The 22,942-nt window shown below is 46.1% G+C and carries 24 protein-coding genes; 15 read left to right on the forward strand and 9 right to left on the reverse strand.

Annotation, left to right across the window (positions count from 1 at the left end):
• Nucleotides 1–2 precede the first annotated feature (2 nt).
• Genes HDC91_RS00290 through HDC91_RS00300 form a run of 3 tightly spaced genes read left to right on the forward strand, consistent with a single transcriptional unit; the run spans nucleotide 3 to nucleotide 3,316 of the window.
• Entirely contained in the window at nucleotides 3–1,451 is a 1,449-nt protein-coding gene (locus tag HDC91_RS00290; RefSeq protein WP_183547273.1) for an NAD(P)/FAD-dependent oxidoreductase, read from the forward strand.
• A gap of 22 nt (nucleotides 1,452–1,473) precedes the next feature.
• Nucleotides 1,474–2,682, forward strand: a complete 1,209-nt coding sequence (locus HDC91_RS00295) for a glycoside hydrolase family 88 protein (RefSeq protein ID WP_183547276.1) — start codon at nucleotides 1,474–1,476, stop codon at nucleotides 2,680–2,682.
• 34 nt (nucleotides 2,683–2,716) lie between these two features.
• Complete coding sequence (locus HDC91_RS00300; RefSeq protein WP_183547280.1) at nucleotides 2,717–3,316, forward strand: TMEM175 family protein; 600 nt, start codon at nucleotides 2,717–2,719, stop codon at nucleotides 3,314–3,316.
• On the opposite strand, the gene HDC91_RS00305 is transcribed toward HDC91_RS00300, so the two are convergent.
• Nucleotides 3,309–3,956, reverse strand: a complete 648-nt coding sequence (locus HDC91_RS00305) for a YceH family protein (protein ID WP_183547283.1) — start codon at nucleotides 3,954–3,956, stop codon at nucleotides 3,309–3,311. The genes HDC91_RS00300 and HDC91_RS00305 overlap by 8 nt on opposite strands.
• A gap of 57 nt (nucleotides 3,957–4,013) precedes the next feature.
• Here HDC91_RS00305 and HDC91_RS00310 point away from each other — a divergent pair, with 57 nt between their 5' ends.
• Nucleotides 4,014–4,820: an SDR family oxidoreductase gene (locus tag HDC91_RS00310; protein WP_183547286.1), complete on the forward strand. Its 807-nt coding sequence runs from the start codon at nucleotides 4,014–4,016 to the stop codon at nucleotides 4,818–4,820.
• 39 nt (nucleotides 4,821–4,859) lie between these two features.
• The gene (locus HDC91_RS00315; RefSeq protein WP_221262082.1) at nucleotides 4,860–5,249 is read left to right on the forward strand and encodes a hypothetical protein; all 390 of its coding nucleotides are present in this window, start codon (nucleotides 4,860–4,862) and stop codon (nucleotides 5,247–5,249) included.
• Between the two features lie 182 nt (nucleotides 5,250–5,431).
• On the opposite strand, the gene HDC91_RS00320 is transcribed toward HDC91_RS00315, so the two are convergent.
• The 8 genes from HDC91_RS00320 to HDC91_RS00355 all read right to left on the reverse strand — a co-directional run bounded on the left by HDC91_RS00320 (nucleotide 5,432) and on the right by HDC91_RS00355 (nucleotide 14,737).
• The gene (locus HDC91_RS00320) at nucleotides 5,432–5,824 is read right to left on the reverse strand and encodes a group III truncated hemoglobin (RefSeq protein ID WP_183547289.1); all 393 of its coding nucleotides are present in this window, start codon (nucleotides 5,822–5,824) and stop codon (nucleotides 5,432–5,434) included.
• Between the two features lie 208 nt (nucleotides 5,825–6,032).
• Nucleotides 6,033–6,782, reverse strand: coding sequence for a DUF1080 domain-containing protein (locus HDC91_RS00325; RefSeq protein ID WP_183547292.1), 750 nt, complete (start codon nucleotides 6,780–6,782; stop codon nucleotides 6,033–6,035).
• A gap of 17 nt (nucleotides 6,783–6,799) precedes the next feature.
• Nucleotides 6,800–8,527, reverse strand: coding sequence for a GMC oxidoreductase (locus tag HDC91_RS00330; protein WP_183550827.1), 1,728 nt, complete (start codon nucleotides 8,525–8,527; stop codon nucleotides 6,800–6,802).
• Nucleotides 8,528–8,872: 345 nt separating this feature from the next.
• Nucleotides 8,873–9,970 (reverse strand): PfkB family carbohydrate kinase, encoded by a 1,098-nt coding sequence (locus HDC91_RS00335; protein WP_183547295.1) that lies wholly within the window; start codon nucleotides 9,968–9,970, stop codon nucleotides 8,873–8,875.
• 4 nt (nucleotides 9,971–9,974) lie between these two features.
• On the reverse strand, nucleotides 9,975–10,706 hold the full coding sequence (locus HDC91_RS00340; RefSeq protein WP_183547298.1) for a glucosamine-6-phosphate deaminase: 732 nt from the start codon (nucleotides 10,704–10,706) through the stop codon (nucleotides 9,975–9,977).
• 1 nt (nucleotide 10,707) lies between these two features.
• Entirely contained in the window at nucleotides 10,708–11,799 is a 1,092-nt protein-coding gene (locus HDC91_RS00345; RefSeq protein WP_183547301.1) for a Gfo/Idh/MocA family protein, read from the reverse strand.
• A gap of 15 nt (nucleotides 11,800–11,814) precedes the next feature.
• Nucleotides 11,815–14,046, reverse strand: a complete 2,232-nt coding sequence (locus HDC91_RS00350) for a glycoside hydrolase family 3 N-terminal domain-containing protein (RefSeq protein ID WP_183547304.1) — start codon at nucleotides 14,044–14,046, stop codon at nucleotides 11,815–11,817.
• A gap of 4 nt (nucleotides 14,047–14,050) precedes the next feature.
• The gene (locus HDC91_RS00355; protein WP_183547307.1) at nucleotides 14,051–14,737 is read right to left on the reverse strand and encodes a GDSL-type esterase/lipase family protein; all 687 of its coding nucleotides are present in this window, start codon (nucleotides 14,735–14,737) and stop codon (nucleotides 14,051–14,053) included.
• A 179-nt stretch (nucleotides 14,738–14,916) separates the two neighbouring features.
• Here HDC91_RS00355 and HDC91_RS00360 point away from each other — a divergent pair, with 179 nt between their 5' ends.
• The 10 genes from HDC91_RS00360 (at nucleotide 14,917) to HDC91_RS00405 (ending at nucleotide 22,887) form a co-directional block, all read left to right on the forward strand.
• The gene (locus HDC91_RS00360; protein ID WP_183547310.1) at nucleotides 14,917–15,390 is read left to right on the forward strand and encodes an inorganic diphosphatase; all 474 of its coding nucleotides are present in this window, start codon (nucleotides 14,917–14,919) and stop codon (nucleotides 15,388–15,390) included.
• Between the two features lie 64 nt (nucleotides 15,391–15,454).
• Nucleotides 15,455–15,895: a MerC domain-containing protein gene (locus HDC91_RS00365; RefSeq protein ID WP_183547313.1), complete on the forward strand. Its 441-nt coding sequence runs from the start codon at nucleotides 15,455–15,457 to the stop codon at nucleotides 15,893–15,895.
• 25 nt (nucleotides 15,896–15,920) lie between these two features.
• Nucleotides 15,921–16,373, forward strand: coding sequence for a Fur family transcriptional regulator (locus HDC91_RS00370; protein ID WP_162432810.1), 453 nt, complete (start codon nucleotides 15,921–15,923; stop codon nucleotides 16,371–16,373).
• 62 nt (nucleotides 16,374–16,435) lie between these two features.
• Nucleotides 16,436–17,683: a sodium:proton antiporter gene (locus HDC91_RS00375; protein WP_183547315.1), complete on the forward strand. Its 1,248-nt coding sequence runs from the start codon at nucleotides 16,436–16,438 to the stop codon at nucleotides 17,681–17,683.
• A 2-nt stretch (nucleotides 17,684–17,685) separates the two neighbouring features.
• Nucleotides 17,686–19,005 carry a TIGR00341 family protein gene (locus tag HDC91_RS00380; protein WP_183547318.1) on the forward strand — a complete coding sequence of 440 codons (1,320 nt, stop codon included), beginning with the start codon at nucleotides 17,686–17,688 and terminating at the stop codon, nucleotides 19,003–19,005.
• Nucleotides 19,006–19,159: 154 nt separating this feature from the next.
• Nucleotides 19,160–19,978, forward strand: a complete 819-nt coding sequence (locus tag HDC91_RS00385; RefSeq protein ID WP_183547321.1) for an N-acetylmuramoyl-L-alanine amidase — start codon at nucleotides 19,160–19,162, stop codon at nucleotides 19,976–19,978.
• A gap of 106 nt (nucleotides 19,979–20,084) precedes the next feature.
• A complete protein-coding gene (locus HDC91_RS00390) occupies nucleotides 20,085–20,783 on the forward strand; it encodes an HAD family hydrolase (protein WP_183547324.1) in 699 nt (232 codons plus the stop codon).
• Nucleotides 20,783–21,631, forward strand: coding sequence for a phosphoribosyltransferase family protein (locus HDC91_RS00395; protein ID WP_183547327.1), 849 nt, complete (start codon nucleotides 20,783–20,785; stop codon nucleotides 21,629–21,631). Before HDC91_RS00390 ends, HDC91_RS00395 begins: the two co-directional genes overlap by 1 nt.
• Nucleotides 21,621–22,175: a TerD family protein gene (locus HDC91_RS00400; protein ID WP_183547331.1), complete on the forward strand. Its 555-nt coding sequence runs from the start codon at nucleotides 21,621–21,623 to the stop codon at nucleotides 22,173–22,175. Before HDC91_RS00395 ends, HDC91_RS00400 begins: the two co-directional genes overlap by 11 nt.
• Nucleotides 22,176–22,272: 97 nt before the next feature.
• Entirely contained in the window at nucleotides 22,273–22,887 is a 615-nt protein-coding gene (locus HDC91_RS00405; RefSeq protein ID WP_183547333.1) for a TerD family protein, read from the forward strand.
• Nucleotides 22,888–22,942 lie beyond the last annotated feature (55 nt).

The raw sequence follows: 22,942 nt of genomic DNA on the forward strand, positions 1-22,942 counted from the left end.
TAATGCCCCGCGAGAAAAGAGATTTTGATGCTATCGTAGTTGGTTCGGGTCCAAACGGGCTGGCGGCAGCTATATTAATGCAGCAAAACGGTCTTTCGGTTTTGTTAATAGAAGGTAAAAGCCAAATAGGAGGAGGTCTGCGTACGGCCGAACTGACGCTGCCTGGCTTTAAGCATGATATATGCTCGGCTATCCACCCGCTTGCGGCAGCTTCCCCTTTTTTTAAAACACTCCCGCTGGCCGCACATGGCCTTAACTACATATACCCCGAAGTTGATGCCGCTCATCCGCTTGAGCACGGCAATCCGGCTGTTTTATGCCGCAGTATTGATGCGACAGCGCACCAGCTTGGCGCAGATGAAGAAGCGTATAAAAGCCTCATGCTCTCGGTAACCAAAAACTGGTCGTTGATTGATACTGATGTATTAGGCCCGCTGCATTTTCCGAAACACCCGCTGGCTATGGCAAGCTTTGGTTTTAACGCGATTAAGCCGGCAACATTAATGGCCAATAAATTTAAAACCAAACAGGCAAAAGCGTTACTGGCAGGTATGGCAGCACACAGCATGCAGCCTTTAACCAATATAGCAACATCGGCTATCGCGCTGGTATTACTGGCCGCCGGGCACCTGCAGGGTTGGCCCGTTCCGCAAGGCGGCTCAAACAGCATTGCAAATGCGCTGGCGGCTCATTTCACATCATTGGGCGGCCATATACAAACGGATACCTATATCAAGTCGTTAGATCAGCTGCCATCTGCCCATGCTGTTTTGTTTGATATCACCCCAAAGCAATTACTGCAAATAGCGGGTCACAAATTTTCGGCCCTCTATAAATGGCAGCTGGAGCGCTACCGCTATGGTGTAGGCGTTTACAAAGTTGACTGGGCCCTTAGCGACCCTATACCTTTTAGTTCTGAAACCTGCAGAAAAGCGGGCACGGTACATATTGGTAATACGCTGAATGAGATACGTGATGCCGAAAAACAAACCTGGTCGGGCAAACACCCGGATAAGCCATTTGTGTTGCTGGCACAGCAAAGTTTGTTTGATGATACGCGGGCTCCACAAGGAAAGCACACCGCATGGGCGTATTGCCATGTGCCCGGCGGGTCGACCAAAGATATGACTGCTGCGATCGAAAAACAGGTTGAGCGCTATGCGCCCGGCTTCAGGGATATTATTTTAGCTAAACACACCATGGATACCGTGCAGATGGAGGAATACAACCCCAATTATATTGGCGGCGACATTAATGGCGGGGTAATAGATATCGGACAGCTTTTTACCCGCCCGGCCTTACGTTATTCACCTTATCAAACATCGCAAAAGGGGCTTTATATTTGTTCGGCTTCAACGCCCCCGGGTGGCGGGGTGCATGGCATGTGCGGATACTATGCCGCCAAAAAGGCTTTAAAAGATATATTTGATATTAATGTGCCTGGTTTATAGCCTTTAACCGAACCTAAGATAAATGAAACTTAAAAACCTTGCCTTTGCAGCCGCTTGTTTGCTTTTTTGCCTGCCGGGTGTAGCCCAGCAACAAAATAAATTTACACCACAGCCCGCTGTGTTGGCAATTATTAAAAAGGACTTAGCTGATGCCGATGCCCAATATAAAGTGCTGGCCGGCAAGTTAAATGCAGAGGAGTTCCCCAAAACCTATCACCCGGAAACGGGTAAACAGGAAAACAGCGGTTCGGGGTGGTGGTGCAGCGGTTTTTATCCCGGCACACTTTTAAACCTCTACGAAGAGATACCCGACAAGTTTCTTATAGACGAGGCAGACCGCATGCTGGCACTATTGGCAAAAGAGCAATATAACACCCACACGCACGACCTGGGTTTTATGATGTATTGCAGCTTTGGTACGGCAAATAGGTTAAATCCAACGCCGCAGTATAAACAGAAATTGATAAATAGCGCCAAATCCCTGTCAACCCGCTTTAACCCTAAGGTGGGGGCCATTAAATCGTGGGATAGCAAGCCGTCTGATTTTTTGGTGATCATAGATAATATGATGAACCTCGAACTGTTGTTTTGGGCTACCAGGGTAACCGGCGATTCCAGCTATTACAAAATTGCGGTAACGCATGCCAATACCACCATCAAAAACCATTATCGGCCGGATTACAGCTCGTACCACGTGATCAATTACAACCCCGAAACAGGCGCCGTGCAGGAAAAGAAAACCGCACAGGGCTTTGCAAACGAATCGGCATGGGCAAGGGGGCAGGTGTGGGGCTTGTATGGCTTTACCGTAATGTACCGCGAAACCGGCGACAAAAAGTACCTTAACCAAGCTAATAACATTGCCAAATTTATACTGGATAACCCTAACCTCCCTGCAGATAAAATTCCGTACTGGGATTTTAACGCGCCCAATATCCCAAATGCGCTGCGTGATGCATCTGCTGGGGCAATTATGGCTTCGGCTTTGTTAGAGCTTTGCAAATACGCCAATAAAGCCGATGGGCGGCGATATTTTAATACGGCGGAATCGGTTATTAAAACGTTATCATCATCGCACTACCGCGCCGCTATTGGCACCAACGGCGGCTTTATATTAAAGCATAGCGTTGGGCATTTCCCGGCCAGTACAGAAATAGATGTACCGCTCACTTATGCCGATTACTATTTTGTAGAAGCCATGAAAAGGTATAAGGCATTTGCCCGGAAATAATTATCTTCAGTTATAACTAAACTTAAATAGCAATATGGGTAAAGGGCGTTTAGAAGCATTTAGCGACGGGGTTTTGGCAATTATAATCACCATAATGGTATTGGAGCTTAAAGTGCCCCATGAAGCCAGCTGGGAGGCCTTAAGTCACCTTGCCCCGGTTTTTTTGAGTTACGTGCTCAGCTTTGTTTATGTTGGCATTTACTGGAATAACCACCATCATATGCTGCACGCTGCTAAATCTGTTAATGGCGCGGTGTTATGGGCTAATATGTTTCTGCTGTTCTGGTTGTCGTTAATACCGTTTGTAACCGCATGGATGGGCGAAAACCATTTTGCTCAGGTGCCGGTTATTTGTTACGGGGTGGTGCTGGTGATGAATTCAATAGCATATTTGATATTGATGAAATTGCTGATAAAACTTCACGGAGAAAACTCAGTATTGGCCCGGGCTGTAGGCAGCGATACCAAGGGGAAAATTTCAACCGGAATATATGCAGCAGCCATAGTTGTTTCATTCATCCACTCGTGGATAGCGTTTGGCATGTACTTTATCGTCGCCCTAATCTGGCTTATTCCGGATACGCGCATCGAGCGTAGATTAGCAGAAGGTAGCGGCGATCAACAAGTTAACTAAGCTCTTTCATCAGCTTATCAAAGGCTTCTTTCAGTTCGGCCAGTTCGGTTTCTACCTTCGCCAGTCGTCCTTCAAGCTCTGATGTTGATGCCCGGCGCGATGGCTCGTCAGGTGTATCATCCTCAATAACAGTACCGCCCAGCAGGTGACGATAGCGCGCTTCTTTTTGACCCGGGCGCTTTGGTAACTGCAACACATACGGCATATCGCCGCCGGCAAGTTTATCTAACATAGCGGTTACTTCGTCAAGGTCCTCAAACTCGTACAGCCTGCCCGAGTTGGTATTGATCTCGCCCGGGGTTTGCGGTCCGCGCAGTATCAGCAGGCATATTACCGCCACTTCTGAAGGCACTACCGGGAAAACGATGCCGAAGTTATGCTTATACTTGGTAGCCCTGCTGCTGCCGCCGGTAGCGGTTGATATCAGCCCCTTGCGTTTTAAGGTATCCAGCGCCAGCATTACGGTGTTCTCGTCATAATCAACCACAGGTTTGCGGGCGGTTTTTTGGTTGCAGGCGGCGGTTAGGCCATTAAGCGTCATGGGGTAATAATCGGGCGTGGTTTTGCTTTTTTCCATCAGCGACCCAAGCACCCTCAATTCAATATCGTTTAAAACAGGCAAAGTTTGCGGCGTATCCATGCACAAATATAACAAGTGGTTTTAAACTGTGGGTATAGTGTTTATCTTCGCCGTAGTATGACAATTAGCATTTTAGGTTGCGGATGGTATGGTATGGCGCTGGCAAAATCGCTTGTGGCCAAAGGCGTTGCAGTTAATGGCTCTACCACATCGTCTGGTAAACTGGCAACGCTAAAAGCCGAAGGCATTATGCCATTTATTATCGATCTGTCGGCAGATAATACGAGCTTCAACCCTGAATTTTTTAACTGTGATGTTTTGATCATCGCTATCCCGCCAAAAAGCCGTTCGGGCGAAGGGGCGGAGTACATACCTAAATTACAGCGTGTTATTAATGCTATTCATCAAAATCAAGTTAAAAAGGTGATACTTATCAGCTCAACAGGGATGTATTCCGAGCAAAATACAGAACTGGATGAATCTGCCGATCCCAAGCCCAACACGCCGTCGGCGAAGATACTTTTTGATGCAGAGGAGCTTTTCAGGCACCAAACGGCCTTTAAAACCACCATCATCCGTTTTGGCGGACTTGTTGGACCCGGCCGCGACCCGGGCAGGTTCTTCGCGGGGAAAAAGGATATCCCCAACGGACTGGCACCCGTAAACATGATACACCAGGACGATTGCGTGGGGCTAACGCTTGCGGTTATTGATAAGGATGCGTTTGGGTACACGCTAAATGGCTGTACACCGCACCATCCGCCAAAATTCGCTTTTTATACGCAAGCGGCTGCTAAATCGGGGTTGGAACAGCCCGTATTTGTACCCGAGCTGAAAGAGTGGAAGATCATTAAAGGGTCAAATACAAGCAAGATACTGGAATATAATTTTGAGATAAAAAACTGGTTCGACTGGCTGGCTTAACCGTTAAAATACTTACATATTTTATATTTTAGCGGTACCATGTCACAATACAGCATCCCACTAAAATACCGCAGGATGGAGAACCTGCACATTGTCTTCTGGCTTTTTAAAGATATAGGCTGGTGCCTTATCTGGAAACCGCTGGGCATCGTGATGATATTCCCTACGTTGATCATCTCCATCGTCATTGCCTATCGAACCAAAGAAATGGTGTCTGAACTATGCCACAACCTGGCCATTACTTTTTGGATAAGCGCCAATTCTTACTGGATGATCAGCGAGTTTATGAAGTTTGATGCCATGCAGGTTTACGACTGGGTAACCTATAAGCATCTGGCTTTGATACCTTTTTTAATGGGTGTGCTTTGCCTGGCCTATTATTACGCTATTTGGCACCCAAGGCATCCTAATGAACTAGAGACGATGTAGTTTTGGTTTATGAGGATAATATAGCCTCGTGATATCGTAAGGTGAGTTTTGGGCGTGGTGACGCAGTTTTGTCACCTAAATAATCAAACACCTGATTATCAAGTGTTCACGTGTGTTCACGGTGTTCACGTGCGCCGAACGTGAACACTTCCCTCACTTGAGAGATTTTGGATGTCCGCCTGTTAAAGAATATTCAGCGGATTTTTTTTGGCGTAATCTATTTTAAACTCAAACATTTCGGCCATTTTGCCGGCGCGCCATTTTGCTTCCTCCGCCTTTTCACCGGTAAACAGTTCGTCAACAGTGTTTGAGAACAGTGCCAGCCAATGAGCAAAGTGCTGATGATCTACCGGTAATTTTGCATGAGGCGGAAAAGGGCTCCCAAAATAAGTGTGCTCGCCCAATAATACAGTTTGCCAAAAGCGGTACATTTTTTCGAGGTGTTCAGGCCATCTGCCTTCAATACGCTCGTTAAATATTGGCCCTATCAAATCATCTGCCTGTACGCGTTGATAAAAGGTATCAACAAGCAGCTTAATGTCGTCGATGGTCAATATTTCTGTTTGGGCTTGCATAATGTAAAGTTAAGTAATAACTTAAAGCGCTGCGTGGCCAAAAAGTCCGGAAAAAGTAAAGTTTACTATCCTATGCAGTCGCTCGGCTTCAGCCGAGTGACCCTTATTATAAGGCCTCCGGCCGCATAAAGTTATGATCGGCGGCAAGATGCCGCCAAATATTCGTCACTCGGCCGGAGCCGAGCGACTGCGGTGAACGGCAAAATATCTACAGCTTCTTTATCTCCACATTCCTGAACCACACATCGGCGCCATGGTCCTGTAAAGCTATACGGCCTTTTTTGTAAGTGCCAAAGCCGGGCCATTCTTTAAATTTGCTGCCGGCCACCAGTTTTTTCCAGTTATCATCCCATAGGGTGGTCGAAAGTACTTTTTCATCGTTCACCAGGATATCCAGTTTACCGTTGTTAGCGATCACCTCGGTTTTATTCCACTCGCCGGCTGGTTTAACCACATCTTTTGATATTGATATCAGGTCGTACAGGTCGCCTGCGCGATGTTTGATCAGTTTGCCGTCTTCGTTTTCCTTGTTATCGGCAATCTGGGTTTCGGGGCCGGTTTGCCACGGGTACTGGTATTTGGCGGTATCTTCATGCACATAGAACATAATGCCGCTATTGCCCGCGCGCGATATCTTCCACTCCACCTTCAGGTCAAAGTTTTCGTACTCTTCGTTAGTCACAATGTCGCCGCCATCGGCGCTTTGCCAGTCGGCTTTTTTAGACGCATCAAGGTGCAACACGCCGTCCTTTAATTTCCATGCCTTACCTACGGTAGTCTTCCCGTAAGCATGCCAGTTGCTCATAGTCGAATCCTGCAGCAAGGAGGTGTTATCGGTTGCAGTGCTGTCGTTGCGTATGGTGGCGGTATCGGCAGCGTTATCGGCCTTTTTCACCGATGAATTACAGGCGGCTATGGTTACAGCGCCGGCAAGCAGCAAAATGCTTATTTTTTTCATATATAAGTTGATATCGATTATAAATTTCCTTGTTTTATTTCGTTCGCGGCAAAAGTTGCAGCCCTGGCAGTTAGCGCCATGTACAATATCGATGGGCTTTGGTTGCCGGTGCTGGTCATGCAGGCGCCATCGGTAACAAATACATTTTTACAGGCATGCAATTGATTGTTGGCGTTTAACATGGACGTTTTTGGATCCTTACCCATGCGTACGCCCCCCATCTCGTGTATGTCAAGTCCCGGTGCTTGTTTGTTGTTATATTTGCTGATGTTTTTAACGCCCGCTTTTTCCAGCATTTCGGCGGTTTGCGTTAAAAAGTCTTCTATCATCAACTCGTCGTTAGGGTGATATTCTACCGAAGTAACCAGCAACGGTATACCCCATTGGTCTTTTTCTGTTTCGCTAAGGCGCACGTGGTTGCTTTCAACCGGTACGGTTTCCCCCTGCAGGTAAGCAAATACGTGCCAGCCGCCCGGTTCGCACAGGTCGTCTTTATATTGGCCCCCTACCTGTCCTGCATCGGTATCGTTAGGGTGTTGATCGCGGTAGGCGTTCATGAATGTAGTGTAACCGCCATAAAAGTTGGTATCGCGTTTATGCAAATTGCGGAAATTAACCAGTATCAGGTCGGTGGGGTTACGGCCATAGTAATATTTATCCAGGTACCCATCTAAAGTGCCCGAAACTGATGCCCGGTAATTGTGAAATGCGATGTATTTACCAAGCACGCCGCTATCGTTACCCAACCCATTAGGGAAACGCTTTGATTTTGAGTTGAGCAGTATCAGGTTGGTATTTAAGGCTGATGCATTCAGGAAGATAACTTTTGCGTGAAAATCGATGGTTTCCTTGGTATTGGCATCGATGATGCGCACGCCGGTGGCCTTCCCAAGTTTTTCATCATAAATAACCGAGTGCACTACCGAGTGCGGCCGGATGGTGAGGTTCCCGGTTTTTTCGGCCCAGGGCAGGGTAGACGAGTTGGAACTGAAATACCCACCGAACGGGCAACCCCGCATACACATATTACGCGCCTGGCATTTGCCCCGGCCCTGGTCAAGGTGTACTTGCTTAGGGTCGGTTAAGTGCGCCCAGCGGGCATGTACCAGGTGGCGGTCGGTGTAGTTATCTTTCAGGGTTTGTTTAATGTGCTGTAGCGGTACGTTCATTTCAAACGGCGTTTGAAACTCGCCATCGGGCATAGCCTCCAGGCCATCTTTGTTACCGCAAATGCCGATAAATTTTTCGACGTGCGAATACCAGGGCGCAACATCTTTATAGCCAATGGGCCAGCCGATGCCATAACCAAAACGCTCTGGAGCTGTAAATTCAAATTCGCTCCAGCGCTGTGTGGCACGCCCCCAGGTAAGCGATTTGCCCCCAACCTGGTAGCCGCGGATCCAGTCGAAAGGTTTTTCCTGCACGTATGGGTGGTCCGCATCCTTTACAAAAAAGTGGTCGCAATCGTCGCCGTAGCCCGCTGCCTTGGTGATGAGCGGATTTTCTTTGTATTGTTTAAGGTTGACACGCCCCCGGTAGGGGAACCCCCAGGGCGGGGTAGTGGCGGTAGGGTAATCTTTAAGGTGTTTTACATCGCGGCCACGCTCTAAAACAAGGGTTTTCATCCCCTGCTCGCAAAGCTCTTTGGCAGCCCAGCCGCCGCTGATACCCGAACCAATAACAATAGCATCAAAAGTGTTCGCGGCAGTATTGCCCGGATTAGAATTTTCAGAATTTACCGACATGAAGTTTATAATAATTGGTAGCTTAAAGATGCGAAAATTATTGGGGAAAGAAAAGCTTTCCATTGTTGGTGTTGGAGTTGTTACAAACAACGGCGAAATAAAAAAGTGTTGTGCGATCCCTCCCAACGGGAGGGTGCATGGAGGGGTTTAATAAAGCGTACTAAACCCCTCCATGCCACTACACCGCCAGCCGCACCCCTCCCCAGGGAGGGATTTGTTTTTTTGCCGTCCCTTTTTTGCCCTTGTGGGTGTTGTCACCAACAAAGCGCCAGCATCCGATATCTATCATTAACTGTTCTGATTGTCGTTGGCGACAACACCCAACAACGGCGGGGTAGAATTAGGCTATTGCGCAGAAAAATAATTGGTTAAAGCCGCTATCCCCGGACTGTCGCCAGTGTTCATGTAAATGTTTGAGGTAGCATTGGCCAGTATCAGGCATTCACCGGTAGCTAAGCCAAGTAACTTACCCATGCAATACCCGGCGTTAAAGTTATCCCCCGCGCCGGTAGATATTTTTGGATCAGCTATAAAAGCAGGCTCACTTACATGTGTGCCATTGCTATCCCAGGCTATAGAAATTTTGGCGTTATGAATGATGAGCGTATCGATAGCAAGCGTCGTAAAAAGCTTATTGCCAATGGCCTGCAGGTCGGCAGGAGGGGTATCGGTTATCAGCGTTTTATAAAGGATATTTGCTTCGTTGCGGTTTAAGCTTAGTGTAGCTTTACCGTATGTGCCAAATTGTTCGATGAGTTTTATGGCCGATAATATAGCCTCGTGGCTTCGTTTGGAGCAATCTGAAAGATCAAAAAAGAATTGTTTCTGACCGGATAATATGCCCGGTAAAATATCCGTAAGCAGACCCTGCCACATACTGTTGCTGTGGTCCAACTCGCTCCAGTTAACCAGGCAAACAAGATCAGCAGTGCCGAATATCGCCTTAAGGTTTGCCAGCCCAATAGTTTGTTTAATGATAAGCCAATCGGCGTGGTTCAGGTCGGTCATTTGCGCCAGCATGATCTTGCCGTCGGCAAATTCCATAGCTGTAGTAAAACCAGGATTGGTATAGCTATATAACATGCAATTACCATGCATGCCTGCAAAGGCTGGCGCCACATGCGGCACGCCAAAGGCGCCTACACAATTTACACTTGTCCCCATACCAGCCATGGCATTGGCCATAATAGGCATATTGCCGCCCAGTTTTTGCACCAGTTCCTCGCTTTCCAGGCTAAAGCCCGAACCGCTTTTACTGCTTATGTAACTACCAAACTCGCCAATTGTGCGAAAAAATACGGTGCCGGCACTCTCGGTTTTATAATTAACCACCTTGACGATCGAATCTACAAAGCCATCAAAGCCTGCGGCTACCTTTTTGCCGGCCAGTAATTCGGGTGCATTTTGCAGCGCCTCTTGTATTTGCCTTACCTTTTCACTCATACTACTACGCGTGTTCCAGTCGGGATGCAGCATCTTTATCAAGCAGCACTATGGCATTGGGCAGTTTTTGCAGGATAGATGCCGGTACTTCAGTGCTTACGGTTCCCTGCAAGCTTTCGGCAATAATGCCAGCCTTTTTCGCGCCCGATGCGATCAGTACCGCCTTGCCTGCTTCTGCTAAATGTTTTAAACCCAGCGTTATCCCTTCGGTCAACACTGTTTCTTTATCAAAATACTTTTGTCCAACTTGCACGGTTACCGGATCAAGTACCGAGCGGTGGGCATACAAGTCAAAGGGGGTGCCGGGCTCGTTCAAACCTAAATGGCCGTTCATGCCAATGCCTACCATCATAATATCCAGCCCGCCCTTGTTGCTGATGAAATTGTTGATGCGCTCGCATTCGCCATCCAGGTCAGCCGCCCTGGCATCAAACAAAGTAACATTGGTTAGTTTGGTATTCAGCTTATCAAAAAAGTTTGTTTTAAGGTAGTATTTACAGCTGCCCTGATCGTTCTCGTCCATCCCAACCCACTCGTCAAGCCCTATGAAAAAGCATTGGCTCAGATCTATTTTACCTTCGTTAGCCCATTCAACCAGATATTTTAACGTACCGGTAGGCGAATCGCCCGAAGGGAAGCACAATACGGATGCAGGTTTTTCTGCTAATTGCTGCGCAACCAGTTCGGCTGCTGCTCTCGACATGTCGTCGTAAGTCTCGTATACTGAAATTTTCATATTATTCTTGTTGGGTATTAAGCCAAAGGTCAATAGGGCGGTCAACTTTTGGGGTAAAAGGCAGGCTTATCTTTTTGCCCTGTCCGGCAGATGCATAAGCGGCATATAGTATCTCTAACACTGCACGGCCATCCTCGCCGGTTACCAGCGGGGTTTTATCTTCGCGTACACATTCTATAAAGTGTTTCAATTCGTGCGGGTAGCCCTGGTTATAAACTTCCTCAAAAATAGTAAAGCTCCACCCGGCAGAAGTATCGGCTTTTTCCATCGCGTAGCCATAACCTTCGCGACTATAAGTAAGCGCGGAATTGCCCATAAACAGGTCGGCATAAATAACACCGCCCTTACCGTATATCTCGCAGCGGTCGTCCATGCCGCCATGTTTTGCCCAGCTATCCTCGGCAACGCAGGTAACGCCGTTCTCAAATTCTACTATCACCACCGCGTTATCTTCGCCTTTGGTGCGGCCGGTATGGTAAACGGTGTTCATGGTTGCATAAACGTCTTTCACTTTTGCGTTGCCAAGCATCCAGCGAAACCAGCCCATAGCGTGGCAGCCCATATCCATCAGCACGCCGCCACCCGCCAGGTTTATATCGTAAAACCAATCGGTATGCGGGCCCGAGTGTTTTTCGGCTTGCTTAAGCATGTATACTTCGCCAACGGCGCCTTCCTTAACTACCTGACGGGCGCGCTCGTATTTTGGCGCGAAGCAAAGCTCTTCGGCATACATCAGTTTTACGTTATTGGCTTTGCAGGCGGCTATCATTTCGTCGGCCTCTTCTAAAGTAACGGCCAGCGGCTTTTCAATAATAACGTGCTTGCCCGCGTTAGCGGCTTTAATGGTGTTAACGGCATGAAGGTAATTAGGTACGCAAATATCTACCACCTGGCAATCTGTTTCAGCAAGCAGTTTATCCACATCATCAAAATATGCGGGGATGTGGTGTTTTTCGGCAAATACCTTTGCCTTATCAAGGTTACGGGCATATACAGCCACGATCTCGGCCTCGGGTATAAAACGATGATACGATTCTACGTGGATGTCTGATATAAATCCGGCACCCAGGATGGCCACTTTAGTTTTGGTCATGGTTTATAATGATATTTAGTTGGTCAGCTGAAAAGATTTTTCTAATTTGATATTGTTTGATGCCGCGCCTATCATCAGTTTAAACTCGCCCGGCTGGGTGATACGTTCCAGGTTGTTGTTGTAAAAGGCCAGTTTTTCTTTGTTGATAGTAAAGCTGATATGTTTTGTTTCGCCGGGGGCAAGCATCACTTTTTTAAAACCCTTTAACTCTTTTACCGGCCTTAAAGGGCGGGCCACCATATCGCGTATATAAAGCTGCGCTATCTCTTCGCCGGCCACCGTACCGGTGTTTTGCAAATCAAACGATACTGTCAGGCTTTCGTTTTTTTTGATGGCGGTTTTGCTGATGCTGATATTACTGTATGCGAAGGTAGTATAGCTTAAGCCGTAACCAAAAGCATATTGCGGCGTGTTAGGCAGATCGATATACGACGAGCGATAGAACCTATCGTTATCGCCCTGCGCTGGCCTGCCGGTATTAAGATGGTTATAATAAATAGGGATCTGGCCCTCGCTGCGCGGAAAGGTGATAGGCAGCTTGCCTGCCGGGTTGTAGTTGCCAAACAGCACATCGGCTACCGCGTTACCCATCTGGCTGCCCAGCCACCAGGTATAAACAATGGCGGGGGCGTGGTCGGCCGTCCAGTTAAATATCATGGGCCTGCCTGCCATTAACAGCACCACAACAGGTTTGCCGGTAGCCACCACGGCCTTTATCAAATCTTCCTGCACCCCCGGGATGTGGATATCAGCCTTGCTGCGCGCCTCGCCGGTCATAAAAATATCTTCGCCCACGGCCATCACTACCACATCTGCTTTTTTGGCGGCTTCAACAGCCTCTTTAAAATCGGTAGCTATGCTATCCTTTATCTTGCAGCCTTCGGCGTAATAAATTTTGGCACCGGGTGCTTGTTTTTGGATGCCCTCGTATATGCTAACCACGTTGTCGTTAGGGTCAACATCGGTAGACCACGCGCCTTTCAGGTACCATTTCTCTTTAACCAGGGGGCCTATCAGGGCAATGCTCTGTATGTTTTTAGATAGTGGTAAGATGTTTTTTTCGTTCTTTAACAGGACGATACTTTTGCGTCCCATATCCCTTGCAGCTTCGATGTTTTCCGGCCGGTTCATGGTAGCCTTTTCGCGGGTCGGGTTAATATATTTATACGGATCATCAAACAAACCCATCTCAAACTTTGTGGTAAGGATGCGCTTAACGGCCTCGTTAACCAGGCTGATGCTCACCCTGCCATCCCTAACCAGCTTGGCCAGGTTGCCAATGTAAGCCCGGCTTTCCATATCCATATCGTTGCCTGCCTTTATGGCTACCTCGGCGGCCTCGTAATTATCCTTTACAAAGCCATGCGGTATCATCTCGCCAACTGAGTTCCAATCGCTTACTACAAAGCCCTTAAAGCCCCATTTGCCTTTTAGTATATCGCGCTGAAGGTAGCTGCTGCCGGTGGCGGGTGTGCCGTTCAGGTCGTTAAACGAGTTCATGAAAGTAGCGGCACCCGCATCTAAAGCCGCTTTAAACGGGGGCAGGTAAGTTTCCCAAAGCGTGCGCCTGCTCATGTCAACGCTGTTATAATCCCTGCCGCCAATGGCAGCGCCATACGCCGCGAAGTGTTTTACGCAAGCCATCACGGCATCAATATTACCCAATCCTTTTCCCTGGAATCCTTTTACACGTGCCTTTGCTATCAGCGACCCTAAGTAGGTATCCTCGCCGGCGCCTTCCATTACACGGCCCCACCGCGGGTCGCGGGCAATATCCACCATAGGCGCAAACGTCCAGTGGATGCCTGCCGCGGCGGCTTCTGTAGCGGCAACACGCGCCGAGCGCTCCATGGCGGCCAGATCCCAGCTCGCTGCTTCGGCCAGCGGGATAGGGAAGGTAATGCTGTACCCATGGATCACATCCTGGCCAAAAAGCAACGGTATTTTAAGCCTCGACTGCATAGCCGCTTCCTGGAAAGCGCGGGTATGGTTGGTGCCCATAATATTAAGTACCGAGCCTACTTTACCCTGTTTTATCTCTTCTAACTTGTTGCCCACATCTTTGGTGATCGGCCCTGTTGCTTCCCAGTCGCCATTTAGCTGGTTCATCTGGCCAACTTTTTCCTCAAGGGTCATTTTGGCCAGCAATGCCTCAACCTTTGCGGCAATTGTTTTTTGCTGCGCGAAGCAAGGCACGATGCTGAAAAGCACAACAAAACCAATAGAAAATGCTTTAAATTTCTTCATATTTTTAAAGATATTTCATCTTTTTGAGGTATGCCACCCAAACCACGTAAGCCTCGGGTTTAAGGTGCAGTCCTTCAAAGGTGTATTTGGCATCCAGCCGGTTTTGCGCATCTGTAAACAGCGGCTGCAAATTAATATAAGTATATCCCAAACTTGCCGCTTGTGCCTTAAGCATGGCATTTACCCGCGGGATGTGCTCGCCCTTATCGTAATGCTGCGGGAAGTTTTTAATGGTAGGGTTTATAGGTAAAATGCTTTGCACATATATTTGGGTAACCGGGCTTTTAGCCTTCACCTGTTTTATGATCTTAAAATAGTTATAGGCGATAACCGAATCGGGGATATCTTTACCAATATCATTTATACCCAAAAGGATGAACAGCTTTTTGGGCTGGCGCGCAATAATATCGTCCAGGCGTTTAAGTACCCCGTAGGTGATATCGCCGCCAATACCGCGGTTTAGTATAGTGGTATCGTTAAGCAGCTTTGCCCAGTTACCCATTTCGGTAATACTGTTGCCCAAAAATATGGTGCCGCCCTTTGTGATTGGTTGTTTTTTAAAAAACTCCAGCCGCTCGGTGGTATGGTCGGGGATAAATGGAATAGTATCAAACAAGTTTTGGTTTGATGGCCGGATCTGCGCGTGGGCAAAGGCGGGCAGCAATAAAAGCAGCAATAGGTACTTCTTCATTAGTTTATGTTGGCGGTTAAAAATACAATAATTGTGTGAACCTGGGCAAAACGGATTGACGCGATTAATAAGATTTTTTAACTGTGGCACGCGCTTCAATATTCACAAATCCTCAAATCTGTCAATCCGGGTAAAAACACAATCCAATTGCTAAATGTTATTCGTTTAACAGCACTAATATGGAACCAATAACCGTAATTGTAGAAACGCCTAAGGGCAGCGGCCTTAAATATGATTATGAGCCGAAGTTAAAAGCCTTTAAGCTAAAAAAGGTGTTGCCGGCAGGTATGGTATTCCCTTTTGACTTTGGGTTTATCCCGGATACCACGGGGGACGATGGCGATCCGCTGGATGTGGTGGTTATAGCTGAGCAGGGTACATTTACCGGTTGTTATGTAGACTGTCGCATTATTGGCGCTATAAAAGCCAGCCAAACTGAACGTGATGGCAGCACTATGCGTAACGACCGCTACCTGGCCGTGCCGGAGGTATCAAACCTGTTTAAGGATGTTAGCTCGATGATACTATTGCCTGATGCTATTCTAAAGCAGCTGGAAAGCTTCTTCGCAAACTATAATGAACTGGCTGGCAAAAAGTTTGAAGTGATAGAAAGGGTGGGGGCAGAGGAAGCTTATCAAACGATAAAGGGCTAAACTCTTTACAAATAATAAACAATCTTAAATACAATAATGTTGCATTTGTGATTATATTTGCAGCATGATATCACGGTTAAAAGCAATAAAGCTGGATAATGTTGGCATGACGGCCTCTACGCTTTGTGCTATACATTGCGCGGCGGTGCCTGTATTTTTTACCAGCCTGCCTTTAATTGGCCTGGGGTTTTTAGCCAACGCATGGGTGGAGTGGATCATGATAATTATTGCTTTGGTGGTAGGTATATCATCCATTGGTACATCTTATTTTAAAGAGCATCACCGCGTTTTGCCGCTGTTGCTCATGCTTGCGGGTTTTGTCACCATTATTATCGGCCATTTGTTTATCACCGGCTGGGTAGAGGCTATTGTGGTTCCGGCGGGCGGATTTACCATAGCGGCGGCGCATTTTGTCAATTACAAATACGCGGGCACCTGCAATGCCGGCGATAGCTTTTTCCACCTGAAGCACGGTCACGATCATGGCAAAAACAAAACTGTTTAGTGGTTTTTTATAAATTTGAAACAAAATGGCACAAGTAAAAAATAATTACCAGTTTGAGGATATGCTGCAAAAGCATAACCTAAAAAAAACCGCGCCAAGGTTAAGGGTGTTGTCTATGATGTATTCAAAAAATACGGCCACCTCGCAGCCTGATCTGGAAAGCGTGATGAACGATATTGACCGCGTAACGCTTTACCGTATATTAAACGTGTTTGAAGAAAAGGGCATTATTCATAAAGTGTTCGATCTGAACGGAACGGCAAACTATGCTGTGTGCCACTCAGATTGCCAGGAGAACCACCACCATGACGAGCACCTGCACTTTAATTGTACCCTATGCAAAAATGTGTACTGTATAAACGAGCTGAACATGCCGCATTTAACCCTGCCTGCGGGTTTTCAGGCGCAGGGCTTTACCCTTTATGCATCGGGGCTATGCCCTAAGTGCAGTAAAAAGGGCGCGGTTAAAATAAATTAACTTATTGCAACTATATTGCTTTTTTGCTGCTCCACCAAGCGGCTTTTTTAATCCGATATTCTATGGAAACCCGCGAAATAATTACCATCACCATTGTATTAGCCGCCTTATTTGCCTACATCAATCACCGATTTATTAAGTGGCCCCCTACCATTGGAATAATGGCCTTATCGCTTATATCATCGGTATTACTTGTTTTATTAGGAAATTCCAGGTCCCTGCTTTCAGAAAAAGCAATACAATTGGCCAACTCGGTAGATTTTCAGGATGTACTGATGAACTTTATGCTGAGCTTTTTACTTTTTGCGGGAGCTATTCATATAGATGCCGGTAAGTTGAAAAAAGAACGCTGGCCGGTACTGCTGCTGGCAACCATCGGGATTTTGATATCGACTGCCTTAGTAGGCGTGATGACATGGGGCTTGTTTCAGCTGTTTGCCCTGCCCATTCCGTTTATTTATTGCCTGCTGTTTGGCGCTTTAATATCTCCAACCGACCCGATAGCCGTAATGGGGATATTGAAGCAAGCCAGGATACCATCCTCATTGGAAATAAAGATAGCCGGAGAATCGCTTTTTAACGATGGGGTTGCCGTAGTGATCTTTATCAGCATTGCGCAAATAGCCCGCTCTGTGGGCGGTGATTTTTCAGCGGCCGACGTTGGCAAACTTTTTTTACAGGAGGCTGTTGGTGGATTAGCGTTTGGCGCATTGCTCGGTTATCTGGGTTTTTTGGCGCTACGGTCTATTGATGATTATAAAGTAGAGGTGTTGCTTACGCTCGCCCTTGTTATGGGCGGATATACCCTGGCGTCTCACCTGCATGTTTCAGGGCCATTGGCGATGGTAGTAGCAGGTATTATTACGGGTAACAAAGCAAAAGAGGAAGGCATGTCTGATGAAACGCGTGATTACCTCGATAAATTTTGGCACATGATAGATGAAATATTAAATGCGGTGCTGTTTCTGTTTATCGGCCTGGAAATGCTTATCATAAAGATCAATTCAACAGTGATGATCATCGGGGGGATCACCATTTTGATCGTGCTGTTAGCACGCTGGCTTTCGGTTGTTTTCCCGGTAATGCTGCTTCGGTATAAGATCAAATTCGAGAATAACGCCATCGCTATTTTAACATGGGGCGGCTTAAGGGGCGGTATTTCCGTTGCGCTGGCGCTCTCTCTCGGCAGTAACATGTACCGAGACGAATTTGTACTTATAACCTATATTATTGTAGTGTTTTCGATATTGGTTCAAGGGCTAACAATAGGCAAGCTGGCACAAAAGCTACAGGCTAAAAGCGTGAAATAATTATGAGTGATTTTTTACACCGCATCAGATATTTTCTTACCCATAGGTTTAACCTGCAGGAGGATAAGGCTGAGGAGCAGGATATTATTTCATCTATACGTAAGAATATAGATTTTCGCGGTGCAAACCTTTGGGCGTTGATCTTTGCCATATTTATCGCTTCTATAGGGCTAAATGTAAATTCTACCGCTGTCATTATTGGCGCCATGTTAATTTCGCCCATAATGGGGCCGGTAATGGCCATTGGCCTGGGTGTGGGTATCAATGATCTTGAAATGGTTAAAAAGGGCGGGAAAAACCTGTTGGTAGCAACCGTCATCAGTATTATTACTTCCACTATTTACTTTTCTATAACCCCGCTTCACGACGCGCAATCTGAATTGCTTGCCCGCACCTCGCCGTCTATTTGGGACGTATTTATCGCACTATTTGGTGGTATGGCCGGAATGGTAGCTGCTTCAAGGAAAGAAAAAAACAACGTTATACCAGGTGTTGCAATTGCTACAGCCTTAATGCCACCTTTATGTACAGCAGGATTTGGGCTTGCCATGGGCAACTGGTATTTCTTTCTGGGGGCTATCTATCTTTACTTTATTAACAGCGTGTTTATCGCTATTGCCACTTTTTTAATGACCAGGTATCTAAAAATGCGCAAAAAAGCGTTTGACGACCCCGGGGCGGAAAAGAGGGTAACAAGATACGTTGTGATAATAGTTTTGGTAACGTTATTACCGAGTATTTATATGGCTTACCGCATTGTGAATAAGAGCATATTTGAAAATAACGCGCGCACATTTGTAGAGCAGGCGTTTAATTTCAAAAATACCCAGGTGGTTTCTAAGTCATTTACCTATACAGCCAAGCAACAAAAAATCGACCTGCTGCTGATAGGTGCCGTGCTTAAAAAACCTGTTACAGATTCTCTGAGGCACCTGATGAAAAAGTATCGCCTGCAAAATGTGCAGTTAAATATCAGGCAGGGGCTAAATGCAAAACAGGAGCTTGATCTTTCGCAGATCAAAGCAAGCATACTTGAAGATGTTTACAGTACAAAGTTAACAACCGATACTGTTAAAGTACCACAAAGAAAAATCAATTTAGATAGTTCGGTACTTACAGAAATAAAAGCGCTTTACCCGGCGGTACTATCTTTTGGCGTAAGTAAAATTGCTGTATTACGCCCGGATACAACATTGGTAGATACGCAGAAGGTTGCCCTGGTGCGTTTTGCAAAACCGCTAAACAAACCGGATGTAGTGAAGTTGCAAACGTGGTTGCAAAAGCGTTACCAGTCGCCACAACTAAAACTAATTTCGCAATAGCGCGGTTATGGGGGTAACTTTGCTTACTGTTAAGAAAATAAAATATTGTTGCTGTTAAGCTTTAGTGAGATATTTTAGTCACTATAAAGTATTAGCTTATTATTTTTGCAGGCTAATACGTAGGTAGTTAAATTAGCGTTCCCTGATTATATAAATGAATAAAAAATATTTCGGCCCGGTATTTATTGTTGGCATTTTAGGTTTCTATATGCTGCTTTGTTCGTTTACGCCTGCGGCAGACACTCTGAAAAGTAGCGGCTTTAAGCTAAAAAAAATAATTATTGACGCCGGCCACGGCGGCAAAGATGCCGGTGCAAAGGGGTTGTCATCGTTAGAAAAAAACGTAGCCCTGGCCATCGCCAGGAAACTACAAGCGGCTATACAGGCGCAAATACCCGATGTAGCTACAGTAATGACACGTTCTGACGATACTTTTATCGAGTTAAGGCGCCGCTCGGATATCGCCAACAAATCGCAGGGCAATTTATTCATATCAATTCACTGTAACTCATCTGCCGAAGGCACGGCTTACCGCGCGCGTAAACAAAGCGGTGTAATGTTATTGGTTTATGGTTTAAAGCGCGCCGGCGAGCAGTTGGAGGCGATGCGCGAGAACGCGTCTATCCTGATAGAGCAGGACCAGCAGAAATATGAGGCGCTTGACGCCACCGACCCTGCTAACGCTATTATCCTGGATGCCTTTACCAAAAAATACCGCAAACAAAGTATCCACTTCGGCGAATTTTTAAATCAGGAGTTTACCGAAACAGACGGCCGCCCTTCAATAGGTGTGCGCGAGCAAAGCCTTTACGTGCTGGCCAACAGCGCTATGCCCGCCGTACTTATTGAAACCGGTTTTATCAATAACCCTGAAGAAGAAACGTACTTGAATTCGGAAGAAGGGCAGCAACAGATCGTGCAAAGCATTATCCGCGCTATAATGGCCTATCGTGCCGCACTTACCATTCAATAAAGGTTGTTAACATAAACTTTATGCCGTTTAGTAAATAAATAAGCATAAAAGGCATATATTAGTTAACGGCCGGCTTGCCGGCTTTATAAACCGTATATACCTGCTAATGCCTTACTATCAGCACTATTCATTTGATCTTTGGTTAACACTTATCAAATCAAACCCGCAGTTTAAGATACAACGCGCGCATTTTTTTCATCAAAACTTTAATAATACCGGTAAGTCTGTTGACGATATCGCCCTGATCTTTCGGCAGGTTGACCTGATGTGCAATGCCGTGAACGAGAAAACCGGCAAGAACATTGATGCCGACGAAATGTACCTGATGGTGATCAGCCTTATCAATGGCAATCGGTTAAATATTGATGATATCGACTATGCACAGCTGCACCTGCAAATGGAAGAATTGCTGTTTGCCTACCCGCCGCAGCTCTACTCGGATGTAACAATTGAGGTGTTGCAGCATCTAAAACAAAAAAGCGGGGCAACTTTTAGTTTGTTGAGCAATACAGGATACATCACCGGGAAAACTTTACGAAAGGTATTAGCACTTTACGGGCTTGATAACTATTTCGATTTTCAGCTTTATTCTGATGAGGCTGGCATGTCAAAACCCAATTACGATTTTTTTAAGCTGATGCTAAATAATATTGATATATGTAATGCCGGCAAAAATATCCCCTTAACCAATATTATTCATATAGGCGATAATGCTAAAAATGATGTAAAACCTGCTCAGGAAATAGGAATAAGCTCAATGCTTGTTAATGTAAACAGCGCCACTATTTTAAGCCTTATAAGCTAATGACTACTAATACATACTCTTTACATCACATACACCACGACACTACTTTTGGCTTTAATGCCGACGATTATAGTCGCTTTAAATTTGGCGACGGCGCAGTATCAAAAGATTTTGGTACCGCACTGGCCGAGGGGTTTATCAACGATTACCTTGCTGATAACCCGATATCGCAGCAGGTAGTGGTGATTTCAAGCCCCTATTCGTTTATCCCGACGGCGACCTTTGCCATGAAGGATTGGTTTGTTTACAGCCTTAACCACTGGCTGGCCGGGCAGGGCCTGCCCGTTGTGCAGGAAACCAAGGTGCATCGTACCATTACTTATAAAGAAGACTATGGCGAACTGAATGCCGAGCAAAGGATGAACCTGATAGGTAATGATCAGTTTCATATCGATAAAGATTTTTTACAAGGTAAAACGCTGATATTTTTGGATGATATACGCATTACCGGCAGCCACGAGCGCATGATTATGAAAATGGCTAAGGCTTATGGTTTGGATAATGATATCCATATGCTGTACTTTGCTGAACTGATTAATACGGATATTCACCCCAATGTAGAGAACTACCTGAACTACCACCAGGTGAAAACGATTTTTGACCTGGAAGGGATTATTAAAAGCAGCGATTTCCGGATCAACACCCGTATAGTAAAGTATATATTGAACTATAGTTTTGATAGCTTTTGCGTGTTTATCCAAAACCAGTCGGTGCAGTTTACAGAGCAACTTTACAATATGGCACTCGGCAACGGTTACCATACCATTGAAGCCTATGAGCACAACCTTAATTTTATTAAAAAACTTTTACTTTTAGATAATTATAAACTAATACAATATGGCAATTAATCTTCAAAAGGGGCAGCGCGAAGCTATCGACGCTCCTAAATTTACAATAGGTTTAGGCTGGGATACCAACACATCATCAACCGGGGCGAGCTTTGACCTGGACGCATCAGTTTTTGTGATGGGCGATAATAAAAAGATATTGAGCGACGAGCATTTTGTGTTTTATAACAATTTGAAATCGCCTGATGGAGCGGTTGAACATACCGGCGATAATCTTACCGGCGCTGGCGACGGCGATGATGAGCAGATCAAGATAGACCTGACCAAAATTGACCCGCGCGTAACCGAAATATGCGTGGTAGTAACCATACACGAAGCCGAAAGCCGCCGCCAAAACTTTGGCCAGGTACGCAACTCGTTTGTGCGCATATTTGATGCCGCTACCAATACCGATATCCTAAAGTATGAGTTGGAGGAAGATTTTTCGATTGAGACTGCCGTTGAGTTTGGTCGCATTTACAAACGCGATAACAAATGGAAGTTTGAAGCGGTGGGCGTGGGCATGAAAGGCGGCCTGCAGGATTATTTAAATAAATACAATTAAGCAGAAAGGCTAAAGCAGAAAGCTAAAAACGGAAGGAACAAAAAGGGCTTTTAGCTTTAGACTTTCTGCTTTCAGCTCTTAACTAAATTAAAAAGGAATGGCAATAAATCTTCAAAAGGGGCAACGCATAAGCCTCGAAAAAAGTAACGGTAGCAAGCTGCAAAACGTTTGTGTAGGTATAAACTGGGGCGCTATCGAAAAGAAAGGTCTGTTTGGTTTCGGCGGCTCAAAAGAAGCGGTTGACCTTGATGCCAGCTGCGCTTTGTTCGACGAGAACAAGAAACTGATAGATGTGGTTTATTTTGGTAACCTTAAATCAAAGGATCAGGCAGTACGCCACAGCGGCGATGACCTTACCGGCGATATGGGCGGCGACGACGGCCTGGACAACGAGGTGATCACACTCGACTTTGCGCAGCTAAACCCTGCGGTAAAACATGTAGCTTTTGTGCTGAACAGTTTCAGGGGGCAGGATTTTGGTACTATCCCTTTTGCATCTATCCGTATTTATGAGGGCACGCCAAAGCGGGTGAACGAGATATTTGCCACCTATGATATCGCTAACGGATCGAATTTCAGAGGCCACGTATCAATGGTGATGGGAATATTTTACGTAAAAAACGACGAATGGAAATTTAACGCCATTGGCGAACCCACCAAAGACCGCAAACTGGAAGAAACCGTGAACACGGTGATGAGGAATTATTTATAGACGTAGAGACGCGATACTTCGCGTCTCTGATGAATGTGCTTTAATGAACGGTTTA

The sequence above is a fragment of the Mucilaginibacter sp. AK015 genome, assembly GCF_014200785.1.
Taxonomy (GTDB): domain Bacteria; phylum Bacteroidota; class Bacteroidia; order Sphingobacteriales; family Sphingobacteriaceae; genus Mucilaginibacter.